Below are 13,134 nucleotides of genomic sequence, written 5' to 3'. Positions count from 1 at the left end.
CGCCGACAAGGCTTTCGATAGCAACACCATTGTGGCCGATCTCAACGAGCGTGGCGCGAAAATTGTCATCTCGCAACATCCACGTCGATCAGTGCCTCTCCAAATCGACACTGAGATTTACAAATGGCGACACCTGATTGAAAATTTCTTCTGCAAACTCAAAGAGTTCAAGCGCATCGCTATGAGAGCCTGTAAAACGGATCAGAGCTTTCAGGCCATGATCTATCTGGCAGCGGCTGTGATCAACTCACGATGAATCCCCACGGCCCCTAAGCCGCTCGGGTAAATCCTCCCCAAAACGTCAATATTAGCGACCTGCGCTGCGCACGCCCGCCTCATAGGCAAGCCGTGCCCAGCGCGTCATCTCGTCGGGATCGTCAAAGGCTTCCTCGGGAATTGACCAGTAGGGCATCAGCACCGGCTTGCCGGTCTTGCCCTCATAGGTCCACTGTCTTGCGCCGGCCTCTTTAAATTTTGGCGCGCTTTCAGCATCCGCCTTCAGCATCAACTCGCCCCGCAGGTCGATGGCGAAGATGACGCCGTGATGGTAGATGCCCTTGCCGCCGAACATGCGCCGAATGGTAATGGCACCGAGCCCGGAAAACAGATCTTCGATATCGGGCGTATCCATCCTAACCCCGCAAGAGGCCGCCGGCCGCCACCACAGCGTCCGGGGTATCCACATCAATGTGGGCGGCCTCCCCGATCTCCACGTCGATGATCGGCAGGCCGCAGGTTTCAATCACGTGGCGGGCACCGACATCGCCCTGAAGCAGCATCAGCTCGCCGAAGGTGGCGCGCGGCAGGATGACCGGATTGCCGCGCTTGCCGCCGGCGACCGCCCGCACAATGGCGCGCCCTTCCGCCTTGCGGAACGCGTCCTGCAGCGTCTGCAGATCGTGCGCGGAAACCGCCGGCATGTCGGCGAGAAGCACCATCACGCCCGACACGTCCGACAGCGCGGATGAGGCAAGGCCGGCCTTGATCGAGCTTGCCATGCCGCTTGCGTAATCGGGATTGTCCACCAGCGTGAGGTCAAGCCCGCTCAGCGCCTGCGAAACATCGGTGCCTCGATGACCGGTGACAACGACGAGAGGTTCAGGCACCTGCTCCTCTCCCCGATTGTCCGGTTGCCCATCGGCATCATGAGAAGCCGCAGCGGCAAGCGCCCGCTCGGCCACGCGGCGCACCAGCGGCACGCCATCGAATTCGGCCAGCAGCTTGTGGCCGGCGTCACCCATCCGGCTCGCGCGGCCAGCGGCAAGCAGCAGGGTTCCGATGACCAGCGCCCTGCCCTTGGTGGCGGCAAGCTCTCGGGGCTGCGGGCGGCCTGGAATTTCCATCAGCAATCCTCCCACTCCAAGCCCCGTCAGGTCCTGCGCCCGCGGGCGCTCGCCCGACAGGATCCGGTTCAGCACCCAGTCAAAGCCATTTTCCTTGGGCGAGCGGGCGCATCCCGGCGCGCCGATCAGCGCCACATCGCCCTGATAGCCGAGCACCAGAAGATTGCCCGGATCGACCGGCAGGCCCACCTGCTCCACTTTGGCGCCTGCAAGCCGCATGGCCTCAGGCAGCACGTCCTCGCCATCGCAGACGGCAGAGGCGCCGAACAGGATGACCATGTGGGGCGCGCCGTTCTCCGGCCTGGTCAGCGCTCTGCGCACCGCTGCCGCCACCGCATCTGCCCGATGCGGCACGCGCTCCTCGCGGATGATGACGCTGCCGGAGGGCGCAAGCCTACGCGACAGGAGGTCTTTGGTCTTGTCCAGCACGGAGGTTTTCAGCACCGGCAGTTCCGTCTGGATCAGCGTGACGGCAAAGGGCCGGTAGGGCGCGATCGACACGGCCTTACCCTTCGCAGCCACGGATTTAGCAGCCTCCACCTTGTCGCCCGCCACGGCAAGCGGAATGATTTTCACCGTTGCCACCATATCGCCGGCTGCAACCGGGGCCCGGTCGGCCAGACAGGCGAGCGTGATGGCCGGATCGACCCGGTTGAACCGGTCGATCAGGTCGCGATCAGCGCGAAACAACCCGTTTCGTAGCGCGTAGATATTCACCCGGCCCGTGCTTGCCGCCGAAAGCCGAACGTCGCTGCTCTTAAGACAGGCCGCAAGCTGTCCGGCGGCCACATCCTCCGTCAGGTCGCCCGGCTGAAGCCGTGCCACCACCACCTCGGACAAGCCCGCCTGCTTGAGGAGCGCGATATCCTGCGCCGAAAGGATCGTCCCTTTTGACACGCGGCCGCCCGGATGGCCGACGCTGTGGGCGAGGATCGCCTCTTGCGCTTCATCAATCGGCACCGACCCGAAGATCATGCCGCACCGCCCGACAGCGACCGGCGCCGGAACGCCGCGACGATCTGCGCCAGGATCGCGAGCGCAATTTCTTCCGGGCTCGAGGCGCCGATATCGAGCCCGATCGGCGCGTGGATCTTGTCGATCTGCTCCTGCGTCAACCCGCTCTCCAGAAGCCGCTCGACGCGGCGCCCATGGGTCTTGCGGCTGCCAAGCGCGCCCACATAGAAACAGTCGCAGCGCAGTGCTTCCGCCAAGGCAAAATCATCGATCTTCGGGTCGTGGGTCACGGCCGCCACCGCCGTATAGGGGTCAAGCACCCGCTCCTTCAGCACATCCTCCGGCCAATCGGCGACGAGATCGACGCCCTCAAAGCGCTCCGGCGTGGCAAAGGCCGTGCGCGGATCGATGATGGTGAGGTCATAGCCGACAACCGGCGCCAGCCGCGCCAACCCTTGCGTGATATGCACCGCCCCGATCGCGACGATCCGCGGCGGCGGCAGGTGCACGTTGAAGAACAGCGGCCGGCCGTCGATGTCGATGAGCCCGGATTTTCCGCTGCGGAACGCCTTTTCCGCTGCCTCGGCCAGCTGTGCCGGCACCGGCTGCCCTTCCACCAGAACCTCTGTCTCGCCGGATGCCGTATCGGTAATCAGGATGACGGCCTTGCGGGAGCGTCGCGCGGCATTGACGTCTGCCAGATGATCGAGCCGCATCAGTTGAGTTTCTCCACATAGACGCGGATGCGCCCGCCGCACGAGAGGCCGACCCGCCAGGCCGTTTCATCCGCGACGCCGAAGTCCAGCATCTTTGGTGCGCCCGAAGTGATGACGTCCAGCGCTTCGGTGATGACCGCACCCTCGACGCAGCCGCCGGAGACGGATCCTTCGAAATTGCCGTCGCCGTCGATCACCAGATGGCTGCCTGCCGGGCGTGGGGCCGAACCCCAGGTTTCCATCACGGTGGCAATGGCGACCGAGCGGCCCTCGCGGGCCCAGGTTTCTGCGGTAACAAGCGGATCCAGCATGATGCTCATGCGACAGCCCTTTCCTTGAAACGGCGGTAGTTCGCGCCGGCCGTCGCCTTGCCCGACAGCGCCTGCGCCAGATCCGCCAGCGAATTCAGATTATGCACGGGGCGAAACTCGTCCACATGCGGCAGCATGGCCCGCACACCGCGGGCGCGGGGCTCGAAACCCTCAAAGCGCAACAGCGGGTTGAGCCAGATCAACCGGCGACACGAGCGGTGCAGCCGATCGATCTCGATCTCCAGCTCCGTTACGCCGTCCCGCTCCAGCCCGTCGGTGATCAGGAGGACGACGGCGCCGCCCCCCAGGACCCGGCGGCCCCAGAGACGGTTGAAGGTTTTCAGCGTCTCGCCGATGCGCGTTCCGCCCGACCAGTCGTTGACGGACCGGGTGCAGGCATCGAGCGCCTCGTCCGGATCCCTTTGACGTAAGCTGCGCGTGACATTGGTCAAGCGGGTGCCGAACAGAAAGACATGCGTGCGCCGCCGTTTTTCCATCAGCGCATGGGCAAAATGCAGAAAGATGCGGCTGTACTGGCTCATCGAGCCGGAAATATCGGCAAGCACCACCAGCGGTGGCTCCTGCCTCTGCAGCCGGCGGAATTTCGGCAGCATGATGTCGCCGCCGCTGCGCATCGCCTGCCGCAGCGTGGCGCGCGGATCGATGCGGCCGGGATGGTTTGCCGCCTGGAACCGGCGTGTCACGACCTCGTCGAGCGGCAGCACGAGCTTTGCCATTTCGAGGCGCGCAGCCGCCAGTTCCGCGGCCGACATCTGGGCGAAATCGGTGCGCCGCAAGACTTCCGAGGCGGACGCGGTAAAACGCGCATCGGCCTCCACCTGCGGCGGCGCCTGCGGCTTTTGCGGGCGTGCCTGTTCTGCGACCAGGCTATCGCCCACCCGCGATGCAGCCGGCTTCGGCTTCTCCGGCTCGCGCTGCTCGGCGATTTTCGGCGACATCATCTGGATCATCTTTTCAACGAGATCGCGCTTGCGGAAGAACAGGCGGAACGCCTCATCGAACACGGCCATGTCCTCGCGCCGCTTGACGAAGACGGCGGCAAGCGCTGCCCGAAATTCTTCTCGCGCGCCAATACCCACGGCCTCTGCCGCCGCCACCGCATCAAGCGTTGCTTGCGGCGAGGTCTTGAGGCCGGCGCGACGCAGAACCCGGGAGAAATAGAGAATGTTTTCGGCAAGCCGTCCCTCCGGGTCGGTGCCGCTGCCTTCTCGCAAATCTTCGCCGTGGCCTGTCATCATCGCCCTATCCCGCCGCCAGCAGGTCCGCTTTCACTTCGGCGAGAAGCGCACCACCCTCGCCGCCGCGGATACGGGCGATATCGTCCTGGTATTTGAGGAGCGTGCCGAGCGTGTCGGAAATCGTCTCCGGATCGAGCGCCAGCCGGTCAAGCTCGGTCAGTGCCGTTGCCCAGTCAATGGTTTCGGCAATGCCGGGGTTCTTGAAGAGATCCACCGTACGCAGCTTCTGCACATAGGCCACCACCTGGCGCGACAGCGCTTCACCGGCCTGCGGTACCTTGCGCTTCAGGATCGCCAGTTCCTGCGCGGCATCGGGATAATCCACCCAGTGATAGAGGCAGCGCCGCTTCAGCGCATCATGGATTTCGCGCGTGCGGTTGGTGGTGATGATGACGATCGGCGGCTCGGCGGCCCTGATCGTGCCAAGCTCCGGGATCGTCACCTGAAAATCGGAGAGCACTTCCAGAAGGAAGGCCTCAAAAGCCTCGTCGGTGCGGTCCAGTTCGTCGATGAGGAAGACGGGCGCCGCTTCGCCCTGCCGCGCCAGAGCCTGCAGCACCGGCCGGCGGATCAGGTGGCGTTCGGAATAGAGATTGGCTTCCAGCCGCTCGCGGTCTTCAAGGCCTGCCGCCTCCGAAAGCCGGATATCGAGCATCTGCGCCGGATAGTTCCATTCATAGACGGCCGAGGCGACATCCAGCCCCTCATAGCATTGCAGGCGGATCAGCGGGCGGTTGAGGCCTTTTGCCAGCGCCTTGGCGATCTCGGTCTTGCCGACGCCCGCCTCGCCTTCCAGAAACAGCGGCCGCTGCATGCGAAGCGCCAGGAAGATCACCGTCGCAAGACCCCGCCCGGCAAGATAATCCTGTTCTCTGAGCAAGGTAATGGTTTCATCGATCGATGCCGGAGGCCGGCGCGCATCCTGATCTGTCATGACTCCCCCCCGTTTCGGTGAGACTACAGCGCGTGAAATGCGCGGTCCAGATAAATGAGGGGCGGATTGGGCGGACCGAAATGCATGGCCACCACCTGCCCGAACAGAACCAGATGGGTCGCCATCCGGCGGATTTCGAGGAGCGTGCAATCGAAGGAGACGAGCGCGTCGGATAGCACCGGCGCGCCGGTTTCTAGCACCGTCCACTCCGCCAGCGCAAACCGCTCCTCCACCGGCAGCCGATCAAAGCCCGCAAGCGCCTTGGCAAGAGCCTGATGATGCCCCGCCAGCGCATTCAGCGCAAAGATGCCGCTCTGTTCGAAGAGCGCATTGCTGGCATTGCCGGCATTGAGGCACACAAGAACCATGGCTGGATCGTCCGACACCGAACAGACAGCCGTTGCCGTCACGCCGCGCCGGACGCCCTGCCACTCGGTCGTGACGGCCTGCACGTGGCCGGCATAGCGCGCCATGCCGTTGCGATAGAGAGCCGGATCGACGGGTTGCCGCAGGGAGTGCGCGTGTTCTGGTGTGTCGGAAACAGTCACGCGGTTCCTCCCCCGTCCTTGCGGACCTCGACAGCCGCCCCGGCTGCCTTCACCCTTTCCATATGGGAAGGCGGCCTGTGCTTGTCCACGCCGTGGCGCAATTTGGCCCCGTCTCTGCGTCTGCCGCGCAATTTGCTTTGACGGGCGCCAAAGGCCGGCTAAATGTGCGCCATGAGCGCTCATTCGATCCCATCCGTCCCCCGCCACGGTGCAGTTCTTGCCGCCGCTATCGCTGTTTGTCTGGCGGCCGCGCCGGTGTCTGCCGCGACCATCGGGGTGGTCGCCCCGACCGTCGGCCCCTATGCCATGCTTGGCCAGCAGATCCTTCGGGGCGCAAAGGCCGCCGCCGCAGCGGGCGACACCCTTGTTCCGATTGCCGAAAGCTGCGAACAGGGCGCCGGCAAGGCGATCGCCGACAAACTGAAGCAGGCGGGCGCCACCGCTGCCATCGGCTTTCTCTGCGTCGAAACGCTGTCGGAATCGCTGCCGCAGCTGAAAGAGGCGGGCATTGCGGCGATAACCGTTTCGGTCCGCTCCAAAATCCTGATGGAGGATGCCACGCGCTACGGCTGGCCCTTCTTCCGGCTCGCCCCCGTCGACGGCGAGGAGGCGAGCAGGCTTGCCGAGATCGTGCTGTCGAAATTCCAGAACAAGTCCATTGCGCTCGTCGATGACGGCACGATCTATGGCCGGGAACTCACCGGTGCGATCCGCCAGAAGCTGGAAGCCGGCGGCATCAAGCCCGCCTTTGCCGACACGTTCCGCCCCGGTCAGGAGCAGCAGCTGGCGCTGGTGCGTCGCCTCGTCAAGGCGGGCGTCTCGCATGTGGTGGTCGGCGGAGACCGGGCCGATGTGTCCGTCATGGCGCGCGATGCGGCTGCCGAGAAGGCAGCCCTCACCTTTATCGGCGGCGATGTGATGCGCGCGGCAGACCGACCCGTCCCGCTCGCCGACGGCGTCCTTGCGGTGGCGCTTGCCGATTACGCGACCCTGCCCGCAGCCAGCGCGGCCGTGGCGGCCCTTCGCGCCACGGGAAGCGAATCCGATGGCTACACCCTGCCTGCCTATGCGGCCGTTCAGTTGGCAAGGGCCGCAAGCGTCAAGGCTGCCAGCGGCAAGACCTCAATCGTGCAGGTGCTCCCCGGTCTTGCGGTCGATACGGTGCTGGGTCCCCTGACATTCGGTGCCGATCACGAACTGGCCGAGAACCCGTTTCGCCTGCAGGAATGGCGCGGCGGCGCCTTTCAGCCGGCAAACGTCGAGCGGAAATGACGGTATTCCCATCGATCCGGTCATTGTGCCACCTAAGGCGGAATGTTAAGCGGAGCCGAAATCGGCCGCCGGGCGCCTGATCCTTTCACCGGAAGGACGGGCCTTTGCGGCAAGCCTTTCTGCCCGGCGCCTGTGGCTCCTTAAACGGATCCCGGCGCCGTCCCTGACCCGCCGAAGGAACCCGTTGATGTCCCAGTCCCTGCCCATCCGCATTGCTCCATCCATCCTTGCTGCCGATTTTTCCAAGCTCGGCCAGGAGGTGCGCGATGTCGTGAACGCCGGCGCCGACTGGGTGCATCTCGATGTGATGGACGGCCATTTCGTGCCGAACATTTCCTTCGGCCCCGATGTGATCAAGGCGCTTCGCCCGCACACCACCGCCTTTTTCGATTGCCATTTGATGATTACGCCGGCCGATCCCTATCTGGAAGCCTTTGCCAAGGCCGGCTGCGACAGCATCACCGTGCATGCGGAGGCCGGTGTTCACCTGCACCGCTCGCTGCAGACCATACGCTCGCTCGGCAAGAAGGTCGGCGTCACGCTCAATCCGGCAACGCCGCTGTCGGTGATTGAAAACGTGCTCGACGATGTCGACCTCATTCTCATCATGAGCGTCAATCCGGGCTTTGGCGGCCAGAAATTCATTCCGGCTATGTTCGACAAGATCCGCGCCGCCCGTGCGCTGATCGCCAGCCGTCCGATCGAGCTTGAAGTGGATGGCGGCATCACGACGGAGACCATCGGCGATGCGGCCCGGGCCGGCGCCAATGTCTTTGTCGCAGGCTCGGCCATCTACAAGGGTGGCGATACCGAGGCCTATCGCACCAATGTAACGGCCTTGCGCCACAATGCCGAGGCAGGCGCGGCCTGACGCTGTTGTCTCGCGCTGGCCCGCCTGGCGTGCCACCCGAAGACTTCTCAGTGCGTCCTGCGTTGAGATTGCGGGTGGTTCTTGCTAAAGCGAGCCAAATTTTGCTGTCTCCTTGAGGAAATCCGCCGATGATCCCGCGTTATTCCCGGCCTGAAATGGTCGCCATCTGGTCGCCCGAAACGAAATTCCGCATCTGGTTCGAGATCGAGGCACATGCCTGCGATGCTCTGGCGGAGCTTGGCGTGATCCCGAAGGATGCGGCGAAAACCATTTGGGAAAAGGGCGGCGCTGCCGAATTCAACGTGGCGCGCATCGACGAGATCGAGGCCGTCACCAAGCATGACGTGATTGCGTTTCTGACGCATCTTGCCGAGTTCGTCGGCCCCGACAGCCGGTTCGTCCACCAGGGAATGACTTCGTCGGACGTGCTCGACACCACGTTCAACATCCAGCTGGTGCGCGCGAGCGATATCCTCATCGCCGGCATGGACCGGCTGCTGTCGGCGCTGAAGACCCGGGCCTTCGAGCACAAGGACACGGTGCGCATCGGCCGCAGCCACGGCATCCATGCCGAGCCGGTAACCATGGGCCTGACCTTTGCCCGCTTCTACGCCGAAATGCAGCGCAATCGCGCCCGGCTTGTTGCCGCCCGCGCCGAGATTGCCACCGGTGCCATTTCCGGCGCCGTCGGCACGTTTGCCAATATCGATCCGCGCGTCGAAGAACATGTCTGCGAAAAGCTCGGCCTGACGCCGGAGCCGGTCTCCACGCAGGTCATTCCGCGTGACCGTCATGCCATGTTCTTTGCGACGCTCGGCGTGATTGCCTCGTCGATTGAAAACGTCGCCATCGAAATCCGCCACATGCAGCGCACGGAAGTTCTGGAAGCGGAAGAGTTCTTCTCGCCCGGCCAGAAGGGTTCGTCGGCCATGCCGCACAAGCGCAATCCGGTGCTCACCGAAAACCTCACCGGCCTTGCCCGCCTTGTGCGCATGTCCGTCGTGCCCGCCCTGGAAAACGTCGCCCTCTGGCACGAGCGCGATATCTCCCATTCGAGCGTCGAGCGCGCCATCGGCCCGGATACCACCGTGACGCTCGATTTCGCGCTGCATCGTCTCGCCGGCGTCATCGAGAAGCTGGTGATCTATCCTGAGAACATGATGAAGAACCTCAACAAGTTCCGCGGACTTGTTCACTCCCAGCGTGTACTTTTGGCTCTCACGCAAGCCGGTGTGTCGCGCGAAGACAGCTATCGTCTCGTGCAGCGCAATGCTATGAAGGTGTGGGAACAGGGCAAGGACTTTCTGGAGGAACTGCTCGCCGACCAGGAGGTGCGCGCCGCCTTGTCGGAAGAGGTCATCCGCGAAAAGTTCGACCTTGGCTATCACACGAAACATGTCGACACGATTTTCCGGCGCGTTTTCGGCTGAGGCCTCTCCAATATGATTCAGATCGTCAGCCGGTGCGGGTAACTGCGCCGGCTGATTGCGTTTTATCGCTCTCTTGACGGGACGGCCAAACGTCTGTTGTCGCCCGCGCCGTGCCCGAGGAACCGGTGAGGTTCCTGCGCGATAGCCTCGCATCTTCAGGCGAAATAGGACGCGTTGCTTCGTGATTTTGCGCACCTTGCATGCGCTCTTCTCTTGACGAGGAACCCGGCCGCTAGCAGATAAGGGGGCATGAAGGCTTCCGACGCAGATATTCTCATCATTCCCGGCTACACCAATTCAGGCCCTGCCCACTGGCAGACGCGCTGGGAGGGCAAGTTGCAGACCGCGCGCCGGGTCGAGCAGGCCGAATGGTCGAAACCGGTGCGCGAAGACTGGGTGGCGCGCGTGGCCGACGAGGTGAACGCCTCGTCGCGGCCGGTTGTGCTGGTTGCCCATTCGCTGGGCGTTGCCGCGGCCATCCATGCCATTCCGCAATTTCGCCAGAAGGTCGCCGGCGCCTTTCTGGTCGCACCGCCCGATGTCGCAAATCCCGGCATTCGCCCCAAGCATCTGATGACGTTCGGACCCTATCCGCGCGATCCCCTGCCGTTTCCCTCGCTGACGATTGCCAGCCGCAACGATCCCTTCGGTTCTTACGAGCATGCCGACGATATCACCAATGCCTGGGGTTCCCTGCTGATCGATGCCGGCGAGGCCGGCCATATCAACGCCGAATCTGGTCATGGCCCATGGCCGGAAGGGACGATGGTCTTTGCCAAGTTCTTGTCGGGGCTGAAGCCTTAGACAACGATAAAATAAGGCGAGATTTTAGCAAATTGTTCGCCTCACGTCGCGCAAGTCCGCTAAGCTCATGCCCGAGCGTTGATCAGACTGCGGGGGAAGTGCGCTGGTGAAGCCCGACGACGATGTTCATGTCCTGTCTGCGAAGCGGACCGCTGACGATGTGCCCGCATCTCTGGCGGACATCGTTCACCGGATGCCGTTTCCGACCGTGCTCATCGACAGGGCGAGCAGTCGTCTGTTGCATGCCAATGGGGCTTTCGAGGCGGCGTGGCAGCGCCCCTCGGCGGCCCCTGATGCGTTGACCCTTTCGGCCCTGCTGGATCCAAGGGATCGCCCTGCGCTAGAACTGATGCTGGCGCAGGCCGGTTTGCCGCAAGCCGTCGTGCCCTCCGGTGTCGAGCTTCGCCTGCCGATGGCCGATGGCGTATTGAAATGGGCGCTTGCCACCTGCGCCCGACCGGAGACGGAGACCGCAGACGGAGCGCTCATCCTTCTGCAGCTTTGTGACATCACCCGGCAAAAACGCGCCGAGGAGGATATTGCGGCGCGCGAAACCCGCTGGAACAGTGCCCTTGTCAGCTCCGTTTCCGGTGTGTGGGATCACAACTATGGCATCGGGCAGAAATACTATTCCCCGACCTGGCGGCTGATCCGCGGCATGGCGCCGGACGATCCGCTGCCGCCGAGCAAGGAAGCCTGGCTGACGCTCCTGCATCCGGACGATGTCGATTTCACGCTGCATGCGATGGAGCGCCAGGAGGCGGGAGACCCGGAATACCAGATGTTCCAGTACCGCGAGCGCCATGCGGACGGCCACTGGATCTGGATCGAATGTCGCGGCGCCTGCATCGAACGGGCGCCGGACGGACGGGCGCTGCGCGTGGTCGGTACCGATACGGACGTGACGGACCGCAAACATGCCGAACATGGTCGCGCGCAGATGTCGCGGCGGCTCGAAATGGCGCTCGCCATTTCTGGCATCGGCGTTTACGAGGCCGACCTGGTGACCGGGGACGTCTACTGGGATGAGCGCATGTACGACATCTACGGGCTTGATCCGGCAATGCCGGTGGCTGTCGGCCAGACCTGGGAAAACTTCCTGCATCCTTCGGATCGCGAGCGTGTGCTGAACAATGTCGCGGTCAACACACAGCAGAACGAGCGTTACTGGGATCAGTACCGCATCATCACCGCAAGCGGCGGTGAACGGGTGATCCGCAGCTGCTCGATGACCTTTGTCGATACCGACGGGCACCTGAAGATGGTCGGCGCCAACTGGGACATCAGCAAGGACGTGACGCTCCACCAGGAACTGGAGCGGGCAAGGCTTCTCGCCGAAGCCCGCAACCGCGAACTGGAATCGGCCCGTGTCAATATCGAACACAATGCGATGCATGACTATCTGACCGGTCTGCCCAACCGTCGCTATCTCGATGCCGTGCTGGTGGAGCAGGCCCGCACCTGCGGGCGCGAGGGGCGCTCGCTTGCGGTCCTGCATATCGATCTGGACGGCTTCAAGCAGATCAACGACACGCTGGGCCACAATGCCGGCGATTCGATCCTGCGCCATGCGGCGCTGGTGTTGCGCGACAATGCCGGGCCTGACCAGTTCGTGGCGCGCATCGGCGGAGACGAATTCGTGATCCTGACACCGGCGACCGGCGGCACGCGAAAGCTGTCCAGCCTTGCCAACCGGATCATCCGGCAAATGCGCAAGCCCGTGGTGCATGAGGGGCGCGAATGCCGTTTCGGCGCCAGCATCGGCATCGCCTGGACCCAAGGCATGGCGGTCGAGCCCAAGCAATTGCTGATCAATGCCGACATGGCGCTCTACCGCGCCAAGAATGCCGGGCGCAACCGCTACGAATTCTACTCGCAGGAGACCCACCTGGAGATCGTGCGGGCCAAGCGCACGGCGGATGATATCCTGGCCGCCATCGAGGAGGGCCAGTTCCAGGCGGCCTATCAGCTGCAGTTCGATGCTGTAACGCTTGAAGTCTGCGGCGCCGAAACGCTCGCCCGCTGGCAGCACCCCCGCCATGGCCTGCTGACACCCGACAGCTTTCTGTCGATCGCCGAAGACATCGATGTGGTGGCCGCAATCGACGGCATCATCCTCGACCAGGCGCTGCAGGATTTTGTGAAATGGGAGGCACAGGGTGTCCCGGTCCCAAAGATCTCGGCCAATGTGTCCTACCGCCGGCTGCTCGATCCGGCCCTCTTGCGCAAGCTGAGGAGAAAGAACATCCCGACCGGATCGCTCTCCTTCGAGCTTCTGGAATCCGCCTTCCTTGATGACTGCGGCGACGACGTGCTGCAGACGCTGGAGCAGTTGAAATCGCTCGGCATCGAGATCGAGATCGACGATTTCGGCTCGGGCCATGCCTCCATCGTCAGCCTGCTGCGGCTCAACCCGGCCGCCCTGAAGATCGACCGCCAGCTTGTCCGGCAGCTGCCGCAATCGGCAAGCCAGAGAAAACTGGCCCGTTCCATCGTCGAGATCGGCAAATCCCTCAACATCAAGGTCATCGCCGAAGGCGTCGAGACCATGGATCATGCGCGAATCCTGCGGGAACTTGGCTGCGATGTCCTGCAGGGTTTTGCGCTTGCGCGGCCGATGCCGTTCGAGGAGATCGGGCCGTTCATCCGGGCCGGGAGCTGGCACGCCATCTGCTGCTGACGTACCAGAGCA

13 protein-coding genes are annotated in these 13,134 nt (G+C 63.7%); 6 read left to right on the top strand and 7 right to left on the bottom strand.

All coding sequences use genetic code 11. From position 1 onward, the window contains the following. Positions 1-256, top strand: a 256-nt coding sequence (locus ACEXP3_RS14950) for a transposase (RefSeq protein ID WP_377297991.1), incomplete at its 5' end; no start/stop codon positions are given. Positions 257-307: 51 nt separating this feature from the next. On the opposite strand, the gene ACEXP3_RS14945 is transcribed toward ACEXP3_RS14950, so the two are convergent. Genes ACEXP3_RS14945 through ACEXP3_RS14915 form a run of 7 tightly spaced genes read right to left on the bottom strand, consistent with a single transcriptional unit; the run spans position 308 to position 5,990 of the window. Then, positions 308-631, bottom strand: a complete 324-nt coding sequence (locus ACEXP3_RS14945) for a TfoX/Sxy family protein (RefSeq protein ID WP_377297990.1) — start codon at positions 629-631, stop codon at positions 308-310. Between the two features lies 1 nt (position 632). Continuing rightward, the gene (locus tag ACEXP3_RS14940; RefSeq protein WP_377297989.1) at positions 633-2,318 is read right to left on the bottom strand and encodes an NTP transferase domain-containing protein; all 1,686 of its coding nucleotides are present in this window, start codon (positions 2,316-2,318) and stop codon (positions 633-635) included. After that, the gene (locus tag ACEXP3_RS14935) at positions 2,315-3,013 is read right to left on the bottom strand and encodes an XdhC family protein (protein ID WP_377297988.1); all 699 of its coding nucleotides are present in this window, start codon (positions 3,011-3,013) and stop codon (positions 2,315-2,317) included. The genes ACEXP3_RS14940 and ACEXP3_RS14935 overlap by 4 nt, the downstream gene beginning before the upstream one ends. Further along, on the bottom strand, positions 3,013-3,333 hold the full coding sequence (locus tag ACEXP3_RS14930; RefSeq protein ID WP_377297987.1) for an XdhC family protein: 321 nt from the start codon (positions 3,331-3,333) through the stop codon (positions 3,013-3,015). Before ACEXP3_RS14930 ends, ACEXP3_RS14935 begins: the two co-directional genes overlap by 1 nt. Continuing rightward, complete coding sequence (locus ACEXP3_RS14925; protein ID WP_377297986.1) at positions 3,330-4,583, bottom strand: vWA domain-containing protein; 1,254 nt, start codon at positions 4,581-4,583, stop codon at positions 3,330-3,332. Before ACEXP3_RS14925 ends, ACEXP3_RS14930 begins: the two co-directional genes overlap by 4 nt. Positions 4,584-4,587: 4 nt before the next feature. Then, the gene (locus ACEXP3_RS14920) at positions 4,588-5,517 is read right to left on the bottom strand and encodes an AAA family ATPase (RefSeq protein WP_377297985.1); all 930 of its coding nucleotides are present in this window, start codon (positions 5,515-5,517) and stop codon (positions 4,588-4,590) included. Positions 5,518-5,540: 23 nt separating this feature from the next. Next, positions 5,541-5,990 (bottom strand): flavin reductase, encoded by a 450-nt coding sequence (locus tag ACEXP3_RS14915; protein WP_377298002.1) that lies wholly within the window; start codon positions 5,988-5,990, stop codon positions 5,541-5,543. Between the two features lie 246 nt (positions 5,991-6,236). On the opposite strand from ACEXP3_RS14915, the gene ACEXP3_RS14910 reads away from it, so the two are divergent. The 5 genes from ACEXP3_RS14910 to ACEXP3_RS14890 all read left to right on the top strand — a co-directional run bounded on the left by ACEXP3_RS14910 (position 6,237) and on the right by ACEXP3_RS14890 (position 13,122). After that, the gene (locus ACEXP3_RS14910; RefSeq protein WP_377297984.1) at positions 6,237-7,337 is read left to right on the top strand and encodes an ABC transporter substrate-binding protein; all 1,101 of its coding nucleotides are present in this window, start codon (positions 6,237-6,239) and stop codon (positions 7,335-7,337) included. A 187-nt stretch (positions 7,338-7,524) separates the two neighbouring features. Beyond that, positions 7,525-8,208: a ribulose-phosphate 3-epimerase gene (gene rpe, locus ACEXP3_RS14905; protein ID WP_377297983.1), complete on the top strand. Its 684-nt coding sequence runs from the start codon at positions 7,525-7,527 to the stop codon at positions 8,206-8,208. 128 nt (positions 8,209-8,336) lie between these two features. Beyond that, positions 8,337-9,638: an adenylosuccinate lyase gene (purB, locus tag ACEXP3_RS14900; protein ID WP_377297982.1), complete on the top strand. Its 1,302-nt coding sequence runs from the start codon at positions 8,337-8,339 to the stop codon at positions 9,636-9,638. Between the two features lie 249 nt (positions 9,639-9,887). Continuing rightward, complete coding sequence (locus tag ACEXP3_RS14895; RefSeq protein WP_210104950.1) at positions 9,888-10,442, top strand: RBBP9/YdeN family alpha/beta hydrolase; 555 nt, start codon at positions 9,888-9,890, stop codon at positions 10,440-10,442. A 106-nt stretch (positions 10,443-10,548) separates the two neighbouring features. After that, positions 10,549-13,122 (top strand): sensor domain-containing protein, encoded by a 2,574-nt coding sequence (locus ACEXP3_RS14890; RefSeq protein ID WP_377297981.1) that lies wholly within the window; start codon positions 10,549-10,551, stop codon positions 13,120-13,122. Positions 13,123-13,134: the final 12 nt, after the last annotated feature.

This window comes from Neorhizobium fuzhouense, from assembly GCF_042611105.1.
Lineage (GTDB): Bacteria > Pseudomonadota > Alphaproteobacteria > Rhizobiales > Rhizobiaceae > Neorhizobium > Neorhizobium galegae_A.
The sequence above is the reverse complement of the archived record's forward strand: the minus strand, read 5'-3'. Positions and strand labels throughout refer to the sequence as shown.

What these genes read in the sequence shown, in the direction of transcription:
- ACEXP3_RS14945 (WP_377297990.1), bottom strand. Translation starts at nt 631, where the DNA reads ATGGATACGCCCGATATCGAAGATCTGTTTTCCGGGCTCGGTGCCATT.
- ACEXP3_RS14940 (WP_377297989.1), bottom strand. Translation starts at nt 2,318, where the DNA reads ATGATCTTCGGGTCGGTGCCGATTGATGAAGCGCAAGAGGCGATCCTC.
- ACEXP3_RS14935 (WP_377297988.1), bottom strand. Translation starts at nt 3,013, where the DNA reads ATGCGGCTCGATCATCTGGCAGACGTCAATGCCGCGCGACGCTCCCGC.
- ACEXP3_RS14930 (WP_377297987.1), bottom strand. Translation starts at nt 3,333, where the DNA reads ATGAGCATCATGCTGGATCCGCTTGTTACCGCAGAAACCTGGGCCCGC.
- ACEXP3_RS14925 (WP_377297986.1), bottom strand. Translation starts at nt 4,583, where the DNA reads ATGATGACAGGCCACGGCGAAGATTTGCGAGAAGGCAGCGGCACCGAC.
- ACEXP3_RS14920 (WP_377297985.1), bottom strand. Translation starts at nt 5,517, where the DNA reads ATGACAGATCAGGATGCGCGCCGGCCTCCGGCATCGATCGATGAAACC.
- ACEXP3_RS14915 (WP_377298002.1), bottom strand. Translation starts at nt 5,990, where the DNA reads ATGGCGCGCTATGCCGGCCACGTGCAGGCCGTCACGACCGAGTGGCAG.
- ACEXP3_RS14910 (WP_377297984.1), top strand. Translation starts at nt 6,237, where the DNA reads ATGAGCGCTCATTCGATCCCATCCGTCCCCCGCCACGGTGCAGTTCTT.
- rpe (WP_377297983.1), top strand. Translation starts at nt 7,525, where the DNA reads ATGTCCCAGTCCCTGCCCATCCGCATTGCTCCATCCATCCTTGCTGCC.
- purB (WP_377297982.1), top strand. Translation starts at nt 8,337, where the DNA reads ATGATCCCGCGTTATTCCCGGCCTGAAATGGTCGCCATCTGGTCGCCC.
- ACEXP3_RS14895 (WP_210104950.1), top strand. Translation starts at nt 9,888, where the DNA reads ATGAAGGCTTCCGACGCAGATATTCTCATCATTCCCGGCTACACCAAT.